Origin of the sequence: Dorea longicatena, assembly GCF_025150085.1 — a bacterium.
Lineage (GTDB): Bacteria > Bacillota > Clostridia > Lachnospirales > Lachnospiraceae > Dorea_A > Dorea_A longicatena.
Genome location: NZ_CP102280.1, coordinates 2,029,351 through 2,049,949, shown reverse-complemented (window position 1 = coordinate 2,049,949; position 20,599 = coordinate 2,029,351). Strand labels below are relative to the sequence as shown.

At 41.3% G+C, this 20,599-nt stretch carries 14 protein-coding genes; 13 read left to right on the top strand and 1 reads right to left on the bottom strand.

Translation table 11 applies throughout. The features are described from left to right. The first annotated feature begins 10 nt into the window (after window positions 1–10). The 10 genes from NQ508_RS09755 (at window position 11) to hflX (ending at window position 11,653) form a co-directional block, all read left to right on the top strand. On the top strand, window positions 11–445 hold the full coding sequence (locus tag NQ508_RS09755; protein ID WP_006428092.1) for an FMN-binding protein: 435 nt from the start codon (window positions 11–13) through the stop codon (window positions 443–445). Further along, window positions 446–1,294, top strand: a complete 849-nt coding sequence (locus tag NQ508_RS09750; protein WP_006428093.1) for a 4Fe-4S binding protein — start codon at window positions 446–448, stop codon at window positions 1,292–1,294. Between the two features lie 118 nt (window positions 1,295–1,412). Beyond that, entirely contained in the window at window positions 1,413–5,240 is a 3,828-nt protein-coding gene (locus tag NQ508_RS09745) for a penicillin-binding Tp47 domain C-containing protein (protein ID WP_049940526.1), read from the top strand. Between the two features lie 206 nt (window positions 5,241–5,446). Next, the gene (locus NQ508_RS09740; protein ID WP_006428095.1) at window positions 5,447–6,130 is read left to right on the top strand and encodes a response regulator transcription factor; all 684 of its coding nucleotides are present in this window, start codon (window positions 5,447–5,449) and stop codon (window positions 6,128–6,130) included. Then, on the top strand, window positions 6,127–7,632 hold the full coding sequence (locus NQ508_RS09735) for a sensor histidine kinase (protein ID WP_006428096.1): 1,506 nt from the start codon (window positions 6,127–6,129) through the stop codon (window positions 7,630–7,632). Before NQ508_RS09740 ends, NQ508_RS09735 begins: the two co-directional genes overlap by 4 nt. Window positions 7,633–7,720: 88 nt before the next feature. Further along, on the top strand, window positions 7,721–8,326 hold the full coding sequence (hisH, locus tag NQ508_RS09730) for an imidazole glycerol phosphate synthase subunit HisH (RefSeq protein ID WP_006428097.1): 606 nt from the start codon (window positions 7,721–7,723) through the stop codon (window positions 8,324–8,326). 13 nt (window positions 8,327–8,339) lie between these two features. Continuing rightward, window positions 8,340–9,101 (top strand): imidazole glycerol phosphate synthase subunit HisF, encoded by a 762-nt coding sequence (hisF, locus tag NQ508_RS09725; RefSeq protein WP_006428098.1) that lies wholly within the window; start codon window positions 8,340–8,342, stop codon window positions 9,099–9,101. A gap of 39 nt (window positions 9,102–9,140) precedes the next feature. After that, the gene (locus tag NQ508_RS09720; RefSeq protein ID WP_006428099.1) at window positions 9,141–9,809 is read left to right on the top strand and encodes a uracil-DNA glycosylase; all 669 of its coding nucleotides are present in this window, start codon (window positions 9,141–9,143) and stop codon (window positions 9,807–9,809) included. A 22-nt stretch (window positions 9,810–9,831) separates the two neighbouring features. Beyond that, the gene (locus NQ508_RS09715; RefSeq protein WP_006428100.1) at window positions 9,832–10,353 is read left to right on the top strand and encodes a tetratricopeptide repeat protein; all 522 of its coding nucleotides are present in this window, start codon (window positions 9,832–9,834) and stop codon (window positions 10,351–10,353) included. 31 nt (window positions 10,354–10,384) lie between these two features. Continuing rightward, on the top strand, window positions 10,385–11,653 hold the full coding sequence (gene hflX, locus NQ508_RS09710; RefSeq protein WP_006428101.1) for a GTPase HflX: 1,269 nt from the start codon (window positions 10,385–10,387) through the stop codon (window positions 11,651–11,653). Here the strand turns inward: hflX and NQ508_RS09705 are convergent. Beyond that, a complete protein-coding gene (locus tag NQ508_RS09705) occupies window positions 11,605–12,444 on the bottom strand; it encodes an AraC family transcriptional regulator (RefSeq protein ID WP_006428102.1) in 840 nt (279 codons plus the stop codon). The genes hflX and NQ508_RS09705 overlap by 49 nt on opposite strands. 193 nt (window positions 12,445–12,637) lie before the next feature. Between NQ508_RS09705 and dapF the strand changes: the two genes are divergently transcribed. The 3 genes from dapF to addA are packed head-to-tail and all read left to right on the top strand — an operon-like array spanning window position 12,638 to window position 20,562. Next, entirely contained in the window at window positions 12,638–13,495 is an 858-nt protein-coding gene (gene dapF / locus NQ508_RS09700) for a diaminopimelate epimerase (protein ID WP_006428103.1), read from the top strand. 60 nt (window positions 13,496–13,555) lie between these two features. Then, window positions 13,556–16,894, top strand: a complete 3,339-nt coding sequence (locus NQ508_RS09695; protein WP_006428104.1) for a PD-(D/E)XK nuclease family protein — start codon at window positions 13,556–13,558, stop codon at window positions 16,892–16,894. A 2-nt stretch (window positions 16,895–16,896) separates the two neighbouring features. Next, window positions 16,897–20,562, top strand: a complete 3,666-nt coding sequence (gene addA / locus NQ508_RS09690; protein WP_006428105.1) for a helicase-exonuclease AddAB subunit AddA — start codon at window positions 16,897–16,899, stop codon at window positions 20,560–20,562. Window positions 20,563–20,599: the final 37 nt, after the last annotated feature.

Sequence of the window (20,599 nt, the reverse complement as noted above, 5' to 3'; positions counted from 1 at the left end):
AGAGAGAAGAATGAGAGAATTCTGGATGCGCCTGATGAGTGCTGTAGTGATCGTCGGGTTGATATTGGGATATAATTCCGTGCTGGAAGTCAGAGCAAAAGATGAGGAAATTGCAAAACTGAATGCCAAAATCGAAAATACGGAAAGTTTAGAAGATGAGGATTCAAAAAACGGTTCTTATAAAGACGGGACATATACCGGAGAAGCGGATGGATTTGGTGGAACTGTTAAAGTGGAAGTAATAGTAAAAAAGCAGAAGATTAAGGAAGTAAATATTGTCTCTGCTGACGGAGAAGATGGTTCTTATCTGACTATGGCGAAAGATATTATACCGAAGATTCTGGATGCGCAAAGTGCAGAAGTAGATACGATCAGCGGTGCGACTTTCAGTTCTACAGGAATTAAGAATGCGACAAAACAGGCATTAGAAAAGGCGGTAAAATAAATGAATGCAAAACAATTGAAAAAGATACATATATGGATAAGGGCAATCATCCAATTGCTGTATTTTATCTTTATTCCGTCGGTATACACGGCAGCATTTGCAGGTGTGAAATATATATTTACACAGATTGGTGCGGGTGAAAAAGTAGCGCTGACATCATTTGTTACTGTACTTATTGTGGTGTGTGTATATACTGCTGTTTTCGGAAGATTCTTTTGTGGATTTGCCTGTGCATTTGGAAGTCTTGGCGATGGAGTGAATGCATTATACAGACTGATCTGCAAAAAGATGAAAAAGAAACCGGTGCAGATTCCGGACCGGATTGCAGACAGACTTGTATATCTGAAATATGTGATCCTGGTAATCATCGTATTTATGTGCTATGGCGGTGTATACAGTAAAGCACAGGGAACAAGTCCTTGGGATGTATTTTCTATGATACATGCAGGAAATTTTAAACTGAATGGATATCTCATAGGGTTGGTCATTCTGGTATTTCTGATTGTCGGAATGTGTCTGGAGGAAAGATTTTTCTGCAGAAATTTCTGCCCGATGGGAGCTGTATTCTCACTGGTTCCGGTGTTACCGATATTTGCACTTCGCAGAGACCGGGAATCCTGCATTCCAAAGTGCAGTGCATGTTCCAGAAAATGTCCGGCGAATATCGGACTTCCGACGGATGGTTCCTGGAAAGTAGAAGGCGACTGTTTCCAGTGCCAGAAATGTATAGATACATGTCCGAAGAAGAATATTCACTGCGGAGTGAAAAAGATCAGAGGCAATGAAATCTGGTTTACAATTTTAAGAGCATTGATATTACTTGGATTATGTATCTGGCTTGGAGTATAAAATAACATAATATGCAGACATGTGTGGAAAATGCACATGTCTGATTAGTAAAATTTTTTTTGATTATAAGTTAGAAAATACTAACTTAATAATAAATATTTTCATTAAGGAGGCTTTTATGAAAAAGAAAGAAATGAAGACAAAAGTAATGGCAGTTGCGATGTCGGCAACCATGGCAGCCAGCATTTGTCCGGCGGTACCGGCGATGGCGGTAACGAAAGATCAGGTGGCAAAAGATGGAACATATACGAAGACTGCACATGTCACAAGAACAGAGGATGATGATGAAGATGAATGGAATGAATATGATGTCCGAGTAGCCTTGACTGTAAAAGATGGAAAGTTTTCTGATATTGTAGTAACTCCGGAAAATGGCTATGAGTCTGGTAACGATTCATATTTTAACAAAGCATATTCTAAATCAAAGGGAATAAAATCAAAATTAGCTGGTCAGTCAGCAACAGAAGATACAATTAATAGTTGGGATACCGTATCTACTGCAACAAGATCATCTGATGCCATAAAAAAAGCGGCATTAGAAGCAATCCAGTCAGCACCAGAAGCAAGTACAGCAGCAACTGTAGATACAGCAGCTCTGGAAGCTTCAATTACGAAAGCAAAAGCATTAAAAGAAAGTGATTACACAGCTGAGACATGGAATACGTTAAAGACAGCACTTGCGTCTGCAGAGACAGCACTCGCTGAAAAGAAATCTCAGGATACAGTCGATGCAGCGAAAAAAAATCTTGATAGTGCAATTGATAACTTGAAAGCAGCAGTAAAAGAAGAATATAAATATGTCTATGCAGGACTTAGCTGGGCGGAATACTGGGCAGCAGAAGGAGTACAGGCAGCAGGAGACAGTTCATCATCCAGTGAATTGGATACAAAAGGAGAGTCAGATAAAGGTGCATTTGATGTCGTAACACGTCCAACAGTGAATCATGGACTTCACAGAGGAAGTTATCAGTGTGCGGCAACCATAGAGGCAGAAAATGGAAAATCTTATGAAGTGTCATATTGGACAGATTCAAAGAAAGCTGTTCTGACAGATGGAAAAACGATTACATTTGACCGTGGAGCAATCACCGAAGAAGACGGAACAACAACGAAGATGACAAAATATGATGTTACAGGACTGAAATATGTACCGGTAAAAGTAGCGGCAGAAGATTATGAAGCATTCTGCAAAGCATACAAAGTTGTAGAAAACGGTGGAGAACTTGCAGGAGGATTTGCCGAGAATAAACTTCAGTCATACAAAGGTCTGAAAGCAAAAGTTACAGCAAATACAAACGGACTTAAGACAGCAACTAAGAATGCGGATGGAACATTCAGTTTCTCAGCAAAAGAGACAGGAACGGAATCTGGAATTGAAGGCCAGGAATTAAAAACAGCACCAACAGCAGAAGAAGCAGGACTTACAGTAAAAGAAGCAAAGGGCTCTTATGGAGAATTCTTAAGAGTAGATCTGACGGGTAATTACGGAGCCCTCGGAGCAAATATGCAGAGTGTAAAATGGACATACTATGGAGATGACAGTACATACACGAATGCAAAAGCAACATACGGAACAAAATTTGCAGCAGATAACTGGATGCATAAATCAATGGGAATTCAGCTTGGACTTACCAAGTCACTGCGTTGTACATTGCCGGAAGGAACAGATGGAACGGGATACTGGACAATTACAATTTCAGCACTGGGTTATAAAGATGTAACATATAATTTCCAGGCAAAAGATGAAAACATCGTAAAAGATGCAAAAGAAGAGATCAGTACAACAAATCTGGAAGCAGCAATTAAGAAAGCCGAAAGTCTGACGGAATCAGATTATACAGCAGACAGCTGGGCGGCAATGCAGACAGAGCTTCAGGAAGCAAAAGATGAAATAAAAACTCCACATACACAGGCAACAGTTGATGAAGCAACCAGTCATCTGAATGCAGCAATCGACGCACTTGTAAAAGCAGAGAAAAAAGAGACTTATGTTCTCATGAACATCCCGTATGCAGCATTCTACAAATCAGAGACAACAAACAATGACGTGGATGTTGATGTATTTACTTCTGCAACAAAGAACAAGACACGTACCACAGGACTTGCAGGTGGTTCTTATCATGAAAATGCAGATGGATCACAGATTGATGGTATTACATTTGCTGTAAAAGTAGATCCTTCCGTAGATCTTACAAAATACAAAGAAGTAAAAGATACGGATAAAGTTGATATTACAGTAACGAACCGTGGACAGACATCTACCACAACATTAGAAGGAAAAGATACACTTTTTGAAAACGAGACATATGCATACTATTCATTGACAGAGGCTCCTGCAAATTACAAAGAAGTTTCTATGGACAAGGATGGAAAACTTGTATTCAGCGAGGTTAAAGGACAGAAAGCAGAAGCTCTGACAGGTGTTACGGCAGAATTGTTAACACAGTCTTCTTATGGAGATTACCAGCTTAATCTGGACGGACTTCCGGAAGATAAGATTACATCTTCTAATGTAAATGCAGTCGTTGTAAAGACAACAGATGGAACTGCCTATGGTATGCGTCATCTGGAGAACATCTGGAGAGGAAATGAGCTCGCTTGGAGTACTGGATATACAGAGTCAGTACATGGTTGCCCGACATCTTCAGCGCATTATGCATCTATGATGGGCAAGACGATTGACAGTATTGAATATTATACAACAAATGGTCTATATACAATTGATGTTAATGATCTTTATGTCCCTGTAAAATTTGCAAAAACAGAGGATGCTGTTAAGGTTGCAGATGCAGATATTTCTGCTGGTAAGACGGCGATAGAGCTGAATCTTAGGGATGATTTTGATCCGGAATACACCGTTGAAGGATTGAATGTGAAAGTAGAAGGCAATGTATTAACATTTAAAGCAGATTCTTCAATTAATCCGGGGAAATATACACTTACAGTAAAAGATAAAAATGGAAAATATGCAGATCTGAAAACAACATTCATTCTGTCAACAACAGATATGCCGGCAACATATGATGCAGATAACAAAAAGCTTACAGTGGCAGAAAACAGTAATGAGGAAGCATTCAATACTTATATCGGAAATATTACATCTGTAAACGTGAACGGCACCGATTATGCAGCAAGTGGAAGAGGTTCTGTAAAGATTATTGATAAAGACGGAACGCTGGTGACAGATGCAGCGCCATTTAAAGATGCGGCGGCCGGAACAGAATTCCAGATCACGGTTACATCAACTGGTTATACAACACCTCTTACATTTACATACAAAGTTCCGGGAGAAACTCCGGCGCCATCTGAAGTAGATATAACGAAACTTGCAGCAGCAATTGAAAAGGCAGAAGGATTAAACGAATCAGATTATACAAAAGACAGCTGGAAAGCACTTCAGTCAGAGCTGACAAAAGCGAAATCTGCACTGGAAGCAAAAGAGAGCCAGGATACAGTTGATAAAGCAGCAGACAGCCTGAACAAAGCAATCGACGCACTGGAAGCAGCGACACCGGATGAGCCGACGAAAGAAGTATCAACAGATGCACTTGAAAAAGCAATGAAAGCAGCAGGTGCTTTAAACGAATCAGATTATACAGCAGACAGCTGGAAAGCACTTCAGTCAGCACTGGCTGAGGCTGACACAGCACTGAAAGAAAAGAAAGATCAGGATACAGTTGATAAAGCAACTGAGAAGCTGAATAAAGCAATCAGTGCACTTGTGAAAAAGGATGCAGGACAGAAAGTTAACGATACAAATGGAACAACCGGTACATCAGGCAAATCCGGTAAGACAGGATCCACATCGAATACGAAGAGTGGAAAAGCTGCGAAGACCGGAGATCCATCAAGCATGTTTGCGTGGTTAGGACTTGCAGTAACATCTCTCGGAGCCGGAATCGGAGGATTCTCACTTAAGAGAAAGAAAAGAGAAGATGAAGAATAGTATGAGTTGTATAAAACAACAAATTACAGATTAGAGTAACTTAAGAAAAAGTACCCATGGTAACATAAGTAATATGACACTGTGGGTACTTTTTTTATTCTATATACCGGAAACTTCACAAAGGCTACATAGTTCTCTGCTATAATAATTAAGATCAAAGAAAAATATATCATGAAAATATAAATTTAAGAGGAGGGCCGGGTCTTATGGATAAGATCAAAATATTAGTAGTAGATGATGAAAGCAGAATGAGAAAACTGGTGAAGGATTTCCTGGGAAGAGAAGGATATCAGGTATTGGAAGCCGGCGACGGGATGGAAGCAATGGAAGTATTTTATGATGAAAAAGATATTGCACTGATCATTCTGGATGTGATGATGCCAAGAATGGATGGATGGCAGGTATGCCGTGAAGTACGCCAGTCATCAAAAGTGCCGATCATCATGTTAACTGCAAGGTCAGAGGAACGAGATGAATTACAGGGATTTGCTCTGGGGGTTGACGAATATATTTCCAAGCCATTCAGTCCGAAGATCCTGGTAGCCAGAGTCAATGCAATATTAAGAAGAGCCAATGTATTAGGCGGTGGTGACGAGATCGATGCAGGAGGAATTGTAATCGATAAAGCCGCACATCAGGTGAAGATTGATGGTAAAGAGATTGAATTAAGCTTCAAGGAATTCGAACTGCTGTCATACTTTGTAGAGAATCAGGGCATTGCATTATCGAGAGAGAAGATCTTGAATAATGTATGGGATTATGATTATTTCGGAGATGCAAGAACCATTGATACACACGTAAAGAAATTAAGAAGCAAACTCGGAGAAAAGGGAAATTACATTAAGACAATCTGGGGCATGGGATATAAATTTGAGGTTGATGAAGCATGAAGATCATAAGTAAAGATAAGAAACAGAAGATAAAAAGTGTACATCATTCGATTAAGACGCAGATGATCACATCCTTTGTAGGATTGTTGATCTGTCTGGTCGTGACATTGATGTTCATCAACGGAAAATTTCTGGAGCCGTATTATATAAGTAAGAAGGAATCCCGTTTCATAGAACTTTATGAGAAATTAAATGACGTATCAAATGAAGATAAATGGGACAGCACAAAGAAGAATAATTCACTCATTCATTTCGCTGAAAAGAATAATATTTCTTATCTGGTAATTGAAAAGGATAATGATGTGCATACGAATGTGCATGACAAGAATATGTTGAAGAATCAGATGATGGGATATTTTCTGAATCAGGCACAAAAAGAAAGCCGGACACTGGATTCTACGGATGTCTATCAGATCAACCAGTCATGGGATCCGTGGAATCAGAGTTATTATGTTGATATGTGGGGAAGTCTGGACGACGGCAGTCAGTTCCTGCTTCGAAGTCCGGTAGAAAGTATGCGTGAAAGTGCGTCGATATCCAATCGTTTCCTATTATATATAGGAAGTGTTCTGATCGTTGTATCCATTCTTCTGATCTGGTATTTCTCAAAAAGAATCACAGATCCGATCCGGGAGCTTGCGAGATTATCCGACCGGATGGCAGATCTTGATTTTGATGCGAAATACACCAGCGGCGGAAGCAATGAGATCGGAGAACTGGGAGAGAACTTTAACCGGATGTCAGAGAAATTGGAGAGCACGATCTCTGAACTTAAGAAAGCTAACAACAGTCTGCAGAAAGACATCGAACAGAAAGATAAGCTGGAAAAGATGAGAAACGAATTCCTAGGAAACGTATCTCATGAGTTAAAGACACCGATCGCTCTGATCCAGGGCTATGCCGAAGGATTAAAAGAAGGAGTCAATGAAGATGCGGAGAGTCGGGAATTCTACTGTGATGTTATTATGGATGAGGCGTCCAAGATGAATCAGATGGTCAAGAATCTGCTGACATTGAACCAGCTGGAATTCGGTGATGAAGATATCGTGTTTGAACGATTTAATCTGACGGCACTGGTCAAAGGCGTTCTGCAGAGTATGGAGATCATGGCGGATCAGGCAGGTGCCAAGATTATGTTGCACACAGAAGAGGACATCTATGCGTGGGCAGATGAGTTTAAAGTAGAGCAGGTTGTAAGAAATTATGTAAGTAATGCATGCCATCATGTCAGCGGCGATATGGTGATCGAAGTGAAGATGGTGCAAAAAGACGGCAAAGTCAGAGTATCGGTATTTAATACCGGTAATCCGATCCCGGAAGCAGATGCACCTCATATCTGGGATAAATTCTATAAAGTAGATAAGGCCCATACAAGAGAATATGGAGGTAACGGAATCGGCCTTTCAATCGTAAAAGCAATTATGAAATCATTCAACCAGGAGTATGGTGTAAAGAATTATGACAATGGAGTTGAATTCTGGTTTGAACTTGATGTACAATAAACCATAACAGTTCACTTGACAAATAATATAAAGTGAATGTCCGGGACAATATCCCTGATATACCACATATGAAAGGCAGGATAACAAGATGATTGCAATTATTGATTACGATGCAGGAAATATAAAGAGTGTGGAGAAAGCCATGCAGCTTCTGGGACAGGAAGTAATAATCACAAGAGACAGAGAGACGATCATGAATGCAGATAAAGTGATCCTTCCGGGAGTCGGAGCATTTGGAGATGCGATGAGTAAACTCAGACAGTATGGGCTTGATGAGGTGATCAGGGATGTGACGGCAAAGGGAACTCCTTTCTTGGGAATCTGTCTTGGTTTACAGTTATTATTTGAACGAAGTGATGAGACGCCGGGCGTGGAAGGACTTGGAATTCTGAAAGGTGAGATACTAAGAATCCCGGATAAGGAAGGCCTTAAGATTCCACATATGGGATGGAACTCTTTGAAGTTCCAGAATAACGGAAGATTATTCAAAGGGATTCCGGAAGATTCCTATGTATATTTTGTTCATTCTTATTATTTGAAAGCAGCAGATGAGGGAATTGTAACTGCTACGACAGAATACAGTACACATATCCATGCTTCGGTAGAACAGGGGAATGTATTCGCATGCCAGTTCCATCCGGAAAAAAGCAGTGATATCGGAATTCAGATATTAAAGAACTTTGTGGAATTATAGGGAGGACATCATTATGCATACAAAAAGAATCATTCCATGTCTGGATGTAAATAACGGAAGAGTTGTAAAGGGAGTAAATTTTGTATCGTTAAGAGATGCCGGAGATCCGGTTGAGATTGCAAAAGCGTATGATAAAGCAGGTGCAGATGAGCTTGTATTTCTTGATATTACAGCATCATCGGATGCCAGAGGTACAGTGGTAGATATGGTACGCAAGGTGGCAGAAAACGTATTCATCCCATTTACAGTTGGCGGAGGAATCCGTACAGTAGATGATTTTAAGGCACTCTTAAGAGAAGGTGCGGATAAGATTTCAATTAATTCATCTGCAATTAATACACCGAATCTGATATCAGAAGCAGCAGAAAAGTTCGGCAGCCAGTGTGTAGTTGTTGCAATTGATGCAAAGAAGCGGGAAGATGGAAGTGGCTGGAATATTTATAAGAATGGCGGACGGATCGATGTAGGAATTGATGCGGTGGAATGGGCTTCGAAAGTGGAGAAGCTTGGAGCAGGTGAGATCCTTTTGACAAGTATGGATTGTGACGGAACAAAAGCCGGATATGATCTGGAACTTACGAAAGCAATTGCCGAGGAAGTGAATATTCCGGTGATCGCATCCGGAGGTGCCGGCAGTCTGGAACATTTTTACGATGCACTGACGGAAGGAAAAGCAGATGCGGCTCTGGCAGCATCATTATTCCACTATAAGGAACTGGAGATCAGAGAAGTAAAAGAATATTTAAGAGGAAAAGGTGTATCCGTTCGTCTGTAAGAATGAACAAAGATAAGAGGAAAAAGGATAGTGTAAAACATGGCAGCAATTAATAATGACTGGCTGGATGCTCTAAAAGGAGAGTTTAAAAAGCCATATTATAAAAAATTATTTGAAACAGTCAACGAAGAATACAGGACAAGACAGATATTTCCGCCTGCAGATGATATTTTTAATGCATTTCATCTGACACCTTTACATAATGTAAAAGCGGTTATACTGGGACAGGATCCATATCATAATGTAGGACAGGCACACGGACTTTGCTTTTCTGTGAAGAAAGGAGTAGATATTCCGCCGTCACTGGTGAATATCTATAAAGAATTGCATGATGATCTGGGATGTACGATCCCCAATCACGGCTGCCTGACCAAGTGGGCTGAGCAGGGAGTCCTGATGTTAAATACGGTATTAACAGTAAGGGCGCATCAGGCCAATTCGCATAAAGATATTGGATGGGAAGAATTTACAGATGCAGCTATCATGGCATTAAACAGTCAGGATCGTCCGATCGTTTTCATCTTATGGGGAGCACCGGCTCAGAGAAAGGCAAGGATGCTTACGAATCCCAAACACCTGATCCTGAAAGCTCCGCATCCGAGTCCGTTATCCGCATATCGTGGATTTTTCGGAAGTAAGCCATTCAGTCAGACCAATGATTATCTGAGAGCTCACGGAGTAGAGCCAATTGACTGGCAGATTGAGTAGATGAGGAGAATATAAGGAAAGTATGAAGAAAATTAAGGCATTACTTATGGTCGTTTGCACAGGTGTATTATTGACAGCCTGCGGCAATCCATCCCAAAAAGGGGTAGAATACTTAGAAGACGGAAAATATGATCAGGCAATCGAACAGTTTGAACAGGCAGTAGATAAGAAGAAAAATGTCGGGGATGCCTATCGTGGCATTGGAATTGCCAAATGGGAAAAGAAGGATTACAAAGGTGCAAGAAAAGCTTTTAAGAAAGCACTGGAAAATGATGCCGAAAAGACGGGAACCATCTATAATATGATTGGAAACTGTGATCTGAAACTCGGAGAAGCGAAAGAGGCATTAAATTATTATAATCTTGGCCTGGCACAGGAAGATTCCGGTAAAAAGATGAAAAAAGAGATGCAGTACAATATTATTGTTGCATATGAACAGATGGAAGACTGGGAAAGTGCAAAGGTAAAACTGGAAGAGTATCTGGAAAATTATCCGAATGACAAATCGGCAAAAAAAGAGGCCGAGTTTCTGAAAACAAGATAAATGGAATGAATCTATAGAAAATGGAAACAGTATGATAGAAATAAAAAATGAAACAGAAAAAGTAATACTGGTCGGTGTATCACTTTCAGATCAGGATGATACAAAAGAATCTCTGGAAGAATTAAAAGATCTGGTGTCCACGGCAGGAGCCGAGACCGTAGGAATGGTCATTCAGAACAGAGAACAGCAACATCCGGGAACCTATGTCGGAAAAGGAAAGATTGAAGAACTGAAAAGTATGATCTGGGAGCTTAGGGCGACAGGAATCGTATGTGATGATGAACTTTCTCCGGCACAGATGAAGAATCTGCAGGATGAACTGGATGTAAAAGTAATGGACAGAACATTGATCATTCTGGATATCTTTGCGGCAAGAGCATCTACAAGTGAAGGCAAGATTCAGGTAGAACTGGCGCAGTTAAAGTACCAGCAGACCAGATTGGCGGGCTTTGGTAAGGCTATGTCGAGGCTTGGAGGAGGAATCGGAACCAGAGGCCCGGGAGAAAAGAAACTTGAGATGGACAGGCGTCTGATCAAGAGCAGGATCGCACAGCTTAACCGTGAATTAAAAGATGTAAAGAAGCACAGAGAAGTAACAAGAGAGCAGAGAAGCCGCAGTCATATTCCGGTGGCCGCGATTGTTGGTTATACGAATGCGGGAAAATCAACACTTCTGAATACGCTGACCGGTGCAGGGATTTTTGCAGAGGATAAATTATTCGCAACCCTGGATCCAACAACCAGAGATCTGAAGCTGCCAAGTGGTCAGGAAATCCTGATGACAGATACGGTAGGATTTATCAGAAAACTTCCGCATCATCTGATCGAGGCATTTAGAAGTACACTGGAAGAAGCCAGATATGCAGATATTATCCTGCATGTAGTAGATGCTTCTAATCCGCAGATGGATGAGCAGATGCATACGGTGTATGAAACACTTCAGAATCTGGGTGTGAAAGACAAACCGGTTATCACAGTATTTAATAAGATCGACCGTATGGAGGATATCTGGGTGCCGAGAGATCTTCATGCAGACTATTATGTGAAAATCTCAGCCAGGACAGGAGAAGGAATTACCGAATTCCTTCAATCTGTAGAAGCAGTATTAAGGGAGCAGAAAGTAGAGATTGAGGCACTTTATCCATATAAAGAGGCAGGAAAGATTCAGCTGATCCGAAAGTACGGGGAACTGCAGGAAGAAGAATACCGGGAAGATGGTATCTTTGTAAGGGCTTTTGTTCCGGCAGAACTTTACGGACAGGTACGGCCCGAAGGCGTAACACCGAACAATTGTTTATAAGCTCTGGAGAAGGTAGAGTAATCTTTAAAACCACAATCATAACAAACCTGTGTGCCAGGCGCACCGGTAGATAAAAGTTCTTTCGCAAGCAGGAGCCGTTTCTGGGAGATGTATTGTCCCAGAGTATAACCGGTCTCCTGCTTGAATAATCTCATCATATAATATTTACTGATATAGAATTGATCTGCGATCAGATCGATTGACAGATTTTCACAGAGGTGTTCGCCTACATAATCAAGGATGGCGAGCACCTTTTCATTACAATTATCAGTATCGATATATTCGAGCCGGTTCTTTCTTACGGCCCGGTTCAGATGTATCATAAATTCCAGAAACATAACCTGTCTGTAAAGCTCGGAAGCATAGCCGCCATCCGTAAACGAATGCTCCAACTGAGAGATAGAACGAAACAGAGAGCTTTTTTCGAAAGATGGGATACGCAGAACATTGGAATGTTCTTTTGCAGCCTTTTGAAAACAATAACTCAGATCATAATTATCTGTCTGATAAGCATTCATAAAATTAGGTGAGATATAGACAATGATTCTTTCATATGGGCAGGAATTGTCAACGGTCAGTCTGTGGATATCGCCTTGTTTTACAAGTACAATGTCATAAGGTTTCAGATCGTAAGAACGGCCCTCGATCATGTAATTTACTTTGCCACGGATGAAGATGGTGATCTTATCAAAGTCATGATAGTGGTAGTCTACTTCTTTTGTCTCCTGATCTGTCAGATGAAAGAGACGGAATTCGCTGTTCAGGTATCCTTTTTTCTCATATTGTTCCATTATCGGTACCTCCCTGGATATATATTGGACTGTCTATAGAAAGTTTATATGAAAATGGCATTATTTGCAAGAAATACAGCATTATTTACGTAGAATATGGAAATAATGCCTGTTATGATAAAGATATATAGAACAGAAAATATAAAAGCGATCAATATAAAAAAGCTGGGAACAAAGATCAGGAGGAAAAAAGATGAAGGTAGTAGTAGAACGTTATCATGGACTTGGCAATGATTATCTGGTATTTGATCCGAATCATAACGAATTAAAACTGGATGAGGCAAATGTAAAAATGCTCTGTGACCGTAATGAGGGACTGGGAGCAGACGGAGTACTTGAAGGCCCGATTCTGAAAGAAGACGGTATGCACGTAAAAGTATGGAATCCGGACGGAAGTGAATCTGAGACCAGTGGAAATGGTGTCCGCATTTTTGCAAAATATCTGAAAGATGCAAGTTATGTACAGAAAAAGAATTTTAAATTATATACAGGAAACGGTCCGGTCGAAGTTACATTTTTAAATGAGGACGGAAGCCGTCTGCGTGTATCGATGGGGAAATTATCTTTCTGGAGTGATGAGATTCCTGTTATTGGAGAAAGACGAGAAGTGATCAATGAGGATATGGTATTTGGAAGAACGTTGTATCCGGTTACCTGCGTATCGATCGGTAATCCTCATTGTGTCATTCCGATGCGGGAGATCTCAAAACCACTGGTATGTAAGATCGGTGATTATTCTGAGATCGCAAGATATTTCCCGAACAGGATCAATACACAGATTATGCAGGTGATCGATAAGGAAAATATCGCAATCGAGATCTTTGAACGAGGTGCAGGTTATACAAGAGCATCCGGAACAGGTGCCTGTGCAGCGGCAGGAGTTGCATACAAACTGGGGCTGACTAACAGTAAAGTGATCGTTCATATGCCTGGAGGAGAACTTCAGGTAGAAGTAGAAGATGACTGGAATGTATATATGACAGGTGATGTCTTCTATATTGCAAAGGTAACATTAAGCAATGAATTTGCAGAAAGACTTCGCGCATTGTAGACTAATATGTATACAACAAACATATATTCGTGTTATACTAGGGCATAAGGAGGAAACCTTATGCCTTTAAAATTTGTATTTGGGCCGTCGGGCTCAGGAAAATCAACGTATTTATATCAGCATGTCATAGAAGAATCTGAAAAAAATCCACAGGAGAATTTCATAGTGCTTGTACCGGAGCAGTTTACAATGCAGACACAGAAAGATCTGGTTCGTATGCATCCGAGACACGGAATCATGAATATTGATGTATTGAGCTTTGCACGTCTTGCATACCGTGTGTTTGAAGAGACCGGAGTAAAGAAAATACCGGTACTGGATGATGAGGGAAAGAATCTGATCCTGCGAAAGATCGCAGGGAATTATGAGGATAAACTGACTGTCCTAAAGGGAAATATTAAGAAACTGGGGTATATCTCTGAGGTCAAATCCGTGATTTCGGAATTTACACAATATGATATCGGGGAAGAAGAACTGGATGATATGATAGATTCGCTGGATGAAGAATCCAGGTTATATTATAAATTAAAAGACATCCGGCTTTTATATGATGGTTTTCAGGATTATTTAAGAGAACGTTATATCACAAAGGAAGAGTTGTTAGATGTGCTGAGCCGAGAAGTTAGAGAATCAGAGCTTTTAAAGAACAGCACAGTGGTACTGGATGGATTTACAGGCTTTACACCGGTGCAGAACAGGCTGATTCTAGAGCTTATGAAATATTGTAAGGGTGTATGGATAACGGTTATCATGGATGAAAGAGAGAATCCATATTCTTACAGACATCCATATCAGCTGTTTGGACTGAGCAAGCAGATGGTGACAACATTAATCAGTCTGGCGAGGGAAGAACACATTGCGGTAGAGGAACCGGTCTGCCTGTATGGATATCCGGTAAAGCGTTTTGAGAAAAATAAAGAGCTGGCATTTCTGGAGCGGAATATTTTCAGATATGGAGCAGGAACATATGAAAAAGAAGTGAAAAATCTTGGAATTCATGTGGCGCGAAATCCGGGAGAAGAAGCAATGGCTGTAGCAGAAGAGATCAGGAAACTGATAAGAAAAGAAAGATACCGTTATCGTGAGATTGGTGTCATAGTCAGTGATATGAATGTATATGGAGACTATCTGGAACAGGCATTTGAAACATATGGAATTCCTGTATTTATGGATCATAAGAGAAGTATTCTGCTGAATTCATTTGTAGAATACCTGAGAAGTCTTCTGAATATGGCAGAGAAGAATTTCTCTTATGAAAGTGTATTCCGTTTCCTGCGGACGAATCTTGCAGGATTTAGTTATGAAGAGGTCGATGAACTGGAAAATTATGTGATCGGACTCGGAATCCGGGGCTATAAGGACTGGCAGAACCGATGGATCCGTCGTATGAAAGGGATGGAAGAAGAGGAACTGGAGAGGCTGAATCATTACCGAGTACAAATGGTAGAAAAAGTGGATAATCTGATGTTTGTTTTAAAACAAAAGAGGAAAACCGTAAAAGATATTACCTTGGCAGTATATGAATTTATGGTTCAGGAGAATATTCAGGAAAGACTTAAGAAAACAGAAGAAGAATTTCACGAGGCAGGGGAACTGGCTCTGGCAAAGGAATATTCTCAGATTTATCGGATCATCATAGAGTTGTTTGATAAGTTTGTGGCACTTCTCGGAGAGGAACCGGTGGGCTTAAGTGAGTATTGTAAACTTCTGGATGCAGGTCTTGAAGAAGCAAGGGTCGGCGTTATTCCGCCAAGTGTAGATCAGGTGGTAGCCGGAGATATGCAAAGGACCAGACTGAAAGATATAAGAGCACTCTTTTTTGTGGGAGCCAATGACTGTTTCCTGCCGGGGGCGCTTTTAAGAACGGGACTTCTGTCTGAACGCGACAGAGAAAAATTCCGTCAGGCTGATCATGCGTTGTCTGCGGGAGGTAAAGAAAAAGCTTATGTCCAGAAGTTCTATCTGTATATGAATCTGACGAAACCATCGGAAAAGCTTAAGGTATATTACAGCAAGGTGTCCGCGGACGGGAAGGCATTAAGACCTTCCTATCTGATTCAGGAATTATTGCGTCTGTATCCGGATGTGAAGGTACGGGACGAGGATGAGAAGGAACTGGTGCAAAAAGAACTGACGGAAAAAACAGGGGTAAAATATCTGATTCGTGGTCTTCAGGAGAAAAATCTGGATGTCACATGGCAGGAGCTTTATACCTGGTATCAGAAAGATCCAAAGTGGAAAGAAAAAGTAGACGAACTTTTAACGGCATGGTACTACAGACGTCCGGAGGATCCATTGTCGGAAAGCGTTGCAAAGCAGCTTTACGGTGAAAATTTCGAAGGAAGTATTACCCGAATGGAACGGTATGCAAGTTGTGCATGTGCACATTTCCTTGCATATGGATTACGTCTGAAAGAACGGTCGGTATATGAGTTTAAAGCAGTGGATCTTGGAAATGTATGTCACAGTGCCCTGGAATTATTTTCAAAAAAAGCATCTGAAGCAGGCGGTTGGACGATCCTGACAGAAGAACAGAGGAAAGAACTGATCGATGAATGTGTGGAGGCAGCGATCACAGACTATGGTAACTCAGTGTTATACAGTTCGGCGAGAAATGAACAACTGATCGTCAGGATGAAACAGATGCTGGAACGCACAGTATGGGCACTTACGAATCAGCTTAAGGCAGGAGATTTTGTGCCGGAGGCATATGAGCTTCGTTTCTTTGGAGGAAAGATCGACAGAGTAGATGTGTGTGAAACCGAAGAACAGGTATATGTTAAGGTGATGGATTATAAGACTGGAAGCAAGGCGTTTGATATCATAGCATTGTATCACGGCCTGCAGCTTCAGCTTATGATCTATATGGATGCGGCAATAGAATTTCAGAAGAAACGCCACCCGGAGAAAGAAGTTGTTCCTGCGGGCGTATTTTATTATCGGATCCAGAATCCGATTGTAGATAAGACGAAAGATAAAGAAGAAGCAGAACAGGCAGTCTTAAAGCAGCTGAAACCAGACGGGATCATACCGTTAAAGGCAGAGATCCTTAAGCATCTGGACCGGGATACAACGGGAGAATCTATGGCAGTCCCGGTGAAATATAATAAGAACGGCAGTGTGTCCGGATACTCTAAAGTAGTTGCGGGAGAGGATTTCCAGGCAATGATGGTACATGCCCGGAAAAAGATGAAAGATGCAAGAACAAAGATATTAAATGGAGATGTAGGAGCACTTCCATATAAGAGAGGACAGGAAAGCGGCTGTGATTATTGTCCATACCGGCAGGTGTGCGGCTTCGACGTGAAAATCCCGGGATATGAATATCGTGATATAGGAACAACGGGAAAAGAAGAAGCAATGGAAGCAATGCGGATGGAGCAGAAAGGAGGAGAATAGCCATGGGTGTGAAGTGGACGGAAGAACAGGAGAAAGTAATCCGATTACGGAATCGCAATATTCTGGTATCAGCGGCAGCAGGTTCCGGGAAAACGGCAGTTCTGGTAGAACGAATCATCACAATGTTGACAAAAGATGACCCTCCGATGGATGTGGACCGACTTCTGATCGTTACTTTTACGGAGGCAGCAGCATCGGAAATGAAAGAAAGAATCCGGCTGGCAATCGAAAAGAAACTGATGGAATATCCGGATAATGAACATCTGAAGCAGCAGGCTACTCTGATCCATAATGCGCAGATCACAACGATACACAGTTTCTGCCTTTCCGTGATCCGTGATCATTTTCATGCGATTGATATTGATCCGGGATTCAGAATTGGTGAAGAAGGCGAATTAAAGCTCCTAAGACATGATGTACTGGAAGATATGCTGGAGGAAAAATATCAGGAAGGCAGTAAGCGTTTTCTTGACTTTACCGCAGCGTACAGTACCGGCCGGAATGATAAAAAAATTGAGGATCTGATACTTAAAATTTATGAGTTTTCCAGAAGTTATCCGGACAGTGAAGCATGGCTGGATTCCTGTGTAAAAGCCTATGAAATCCCGGATGTAAAGGCACTGGAAGGAAGCAGCATCATGAAGAAAGTGATGACAGATATCAGAAAGAATCTGGAAGATGCAAAAGAACTGCTTATCTATGCGGAAAATGTGGCATTAAGTCCGGAAGGGCCTGCCGTATATGAAGCAACACTAGAAAAAGATCTGCAGGTCATTGAAGAATTGTGTAACAGGGCGTCTTATAAAAGCCTTGCGGAAGCATTTTCGAATGTAAAATGGGCGAGGATCGCAGCAAACAAGGATAAAACAGTATCAGAAGAAAAGATTGACCTGGTCAAAAAGATCAGGGAAATGGTCAAAGGGATTGTGAAAAATATGAGCGCCCAGTATTTCTATGAAAGTCCGGAAGAACTGGTGGAAGATCTTCGGGTATGTACTCCGGCAATGGAAGAACTGGCGGATCTGGTGCGGCTTTTTGCAGAGAGATTCGAAGAGCAGAAGCGTGCCCAGAATATGATCGACTTTTCTGATATGGAACAGTACGCACTGAGGATTCTGACACAGAAGACGGAAAATGGTTTTGTTCCGTCCAAAATAGCGGAAGAATATCAGAAGCAGTTTGAAGAAATCATGATTGATGAGTATCAGGACAGTAACCTGATCCAGGAAGCAATTCTTACCAGTGTATCTGGCTGCAGAAGCGGAAGATACAATATATTTATGGTGGGGGATGTAAAACAGAGTATTTACAGATTCCGTCTGTCCAGACCGGAATTATTTCTGGAAAAATTCCGCACATATAATATAGAAGAAAGTAAGACGCAGAGAATTGATCTGCACAAGAATTTTCGAAGCCGGAAAGAAGTACTTGAAAGTGCCAATGCTATATTCAGACAGATCATGACTGAAAAACTGGGCGGAATCGTCTATGATGATCAGGCAGCTCTTTATCCGGGAGCTGAATATCCAGAAAATGACAATGTTAAGACAGAGATTCTTGTGATGGACAGTGACCTGGAAATATTGTCAAAAGAGGAAGACTTTGAGGAGAAAATTCCTTCCGAGAGGGAACTGGAGGCAAGAATGATCGCAATGCGTATCCGGGAACTTCTGCGTTCACAGAAAGTTACAGATAAAGAGACAGGGGAACTTCGGAATGTGCGTTACTCGGATATTGTAATCCTGACGAGAAGTATCAAAGGATTTGCCGATGTATTTACCGAAGTGTTGAACCGGGAAGGAATACCGACTTATGCAGGAACAAGCGAGGGATATTTTCAGACTCAGGAAATTGGGGTGCTCATGGATTATTTGAGGGTCTTGGATAACAGAAGGCAGGATATTCCACTTACTGCTGTCTTAAGTTCAGCATTTGCCGGACTATCTCAGGAAGAACTGGCAGAAATACGGTGTGCATATCCGGATACGGCATTCTTTGAGAGTGTGACGAAGTACAGAGAACAAGGAGAGAATGCGGATATACAACTGAAACTTCAAAAATGTCTGGATCAGATGGATGACTTTAGAAAGATTGTACCGTATACACCGATGCATGAATTGCTCTGGAAGATATTGGAAACAACCGGATATGGAGATTATGTTGCATCCATGCCGGGAGGTGCACAGAGGAAAGCAAATCTGGATATGTTGATTGAAAAAGCCAGAGCGTACGAGTCAACGAGCTACAAAGGATTGTTTCATTTTGTAAGATATATTGAACAGCTTCAGAAATACGATGTAGATTACGGAGAAGCAAGTATAGAAGATGAGCATGCAGACACGGTACGGGTAATGACGATTCATAAAAGCAAAGGTCTGGAATTCCCTGTTGTGATCGTGGCCGGAATGGGAAAACGATTTAATATGCAGGATGCAAGGAGTGCTGTGGCTCTTCATGCCGGAATGGGTGTTGGACTGGATGCAGTTAATCTGGAATACAGGACTAAGATACCAAGCATTATCAAAAAGGTGATCCAGAAAGAAGAAGCTCTGGAAAGTCTTGGAGAAGAACTTCGTGTATTGTACGTTGCACTTACGCGTGCAAAAGAAAAACTAATCATTACAGGAACACTTTCAAATCCCGAAGATAAGATATCAGACGGGCGGGTATTTCAGGGAAATAAGAGAAAAGAATTATCATTCTTGCAGCTGAGCCATGCGGTGACGTACTGGGACTTCATATTACCGGCAGTTCTGCGTACAGAAGGAGAACCATTAAAACTTCAGATCTTGCATGTAGAAGATGTGGTAAAAGAAAGCATAGAAGAGGAAGAAAAAAGCGGGATTTCCAGAGCTGTTCTTGAAAACTGGGATGTGAATGAGATTTACGAGCCAAAGCTTCATGATATGATGAAAGAACAGTTTGAATTCATCTATCCGTACGAAAAAAGCAGTATGAGAAAGCTGAAATTTACAGTTACCGAGCTGAAAAAGCGGGCATATGAGATTGGTCTGGATGGCGGCGAAGAAGAACGAGAAGAAGAAGGAGAACTTCTGCAGGAAGAACCGGAAGTTGTGCCGATGATTCCGCAATTTTTGCAGGAAGATGAGGTTCTGGCCGGAGCTGCAAGAGGTACGGCTTATCACAGAGTTATGGAACTTCTGGATATGAAAGGGATGCCTGAATTTACAGAAGATACGGCTGGGGAAAAAGAAAACTGGAAGAAATATTTTATGGACTGGCTGGATGATCAGGTAAGAAGAGGACGGATAGAAGAAGATGCCGCAAGATGTATCTGCTGGGAAGATATCCTGCAGTTTGCAAAGTCAGGTATAGGAAGGCGGCTGCGGGAAGCGGACGGTAAACAAAGACTTTGGAGAGAGCAGCCATTTGTACTGGGAATAGATGCCAGAGAGCTGTATCCGGAGGAAGAAGACGGGGAACTGATACTGGTACAGGGAATTATCGATGCCTATTTTGAAGAACCGGACGGACTTGTCGTGCTGGATTATAAGACCGACAAGGTAAGAAGGAAGGAAGAACTGGCAGAAAGGTATCAGGAGCAGCTGCGCTATTATGCAAAAGCGTTGGAACAAATGACCGGAAAGAAAGTAAAAGAAAAGATTATATATTCCTTTACACTAAAAGAGGGGATTTATATTAAATAAATAGAAAAAGGCACATCTGTGTATCGTAAAAAATTAT

Bases quoted from the DNA above. Each gene is read 5' to 3' on its own strand.
- dapF (WP_006428103.1), top strand. From the start codon at position 12,638: ATGAAGGTAGTAGTAGAACGTTATCATGGACTTGGCAATGATTATCTG.
- NQ508_RS09720 (WP_006428099.1), top strand. From the start codon at position 9,141: ATGGCAGCAATTAATAATGACTGGCTGGATGCTCTAAAAGGAGAGTTT.
- NQ508_RS09695 (WP_006428104.1), top strand. From the start codon at position 13,556: ATGCCTTTAAAATTTGTATTTGGGCCGTCGGGCTCAGGAAAATCAACG.
- hisF (WP_006428098.1), top strand. From the start codon at position 8,340: ATGCATACAAAAAGAATCATTCCATGTCTGGATGTAAATAACGGAAGA.
- addA (WP_006428105.1), top strand. From the start codon at position 16,897: ATGGGTGTGAAGTGGACGGAAGAACAGGAGAAAGTAATCCGATTACGG.
- NQ508_RS09750 (WP_006428093.1), top strand. From the start codon at position 446: ATGAATGCAAAACAATTGAAAAAGATACATATATGGATAAGGGCAATC.
- NQ508_RS09705 (WP_006428102.1), bottom strand. From the start codon at position 12,444: ATGGAACAATATGAGAAAAAAGGATACCTGAACAGCGAATTCCGTCTC.
- NQ508_RS09745 (WP_049940526.1), top strand. From the start codon at position 1,413: ATGAAAAAGAAAGAAATGAAGACAAAAGTAATGGCAGTTGCGATGTCG.
- NQ508_RS09755 (WP_006428092.1), top strand. From the start codon at position 11: ATGAGAGAATTCTGGATGCGCCTGATGAGTGCTGTAGTGATCGTCGGG.
- hisH (WP_006428097.1), top strand. From the start codon at position 7,721: ATGATTGCAATTATTGATTACGATGCAGGAAATATAAAGAGTGTGGAG.
- NQ508_RS09715 (WP_006428100.1), top strand. From the start codon at position 9,832: ATGAAGAAAATTAAGGCATTACTTATGGTCGTTTGCACAGGTGTATTA.
- hflX (WP_006428101.1), top strand. From the start codon at position 10,385: ATGATAGAAATAAAAAATGAAACAGAAAAAGTAATACTGGTCGGTGTA.
- NQ508_RS09740 (WP_006428095.1), top strand. From the start codon at position 5,447: ATGGATAAGATCAAAATATTAGTAGTAGATGATGAAAGCAGAATGAGA.
- NQ508_RS09735 (WP_006428096.1), top strand. From the start codon at position 6,127: ATGAAGATCATAAGTAAAGATAAGAAACAGAAGATAAAAAGTGTACAT.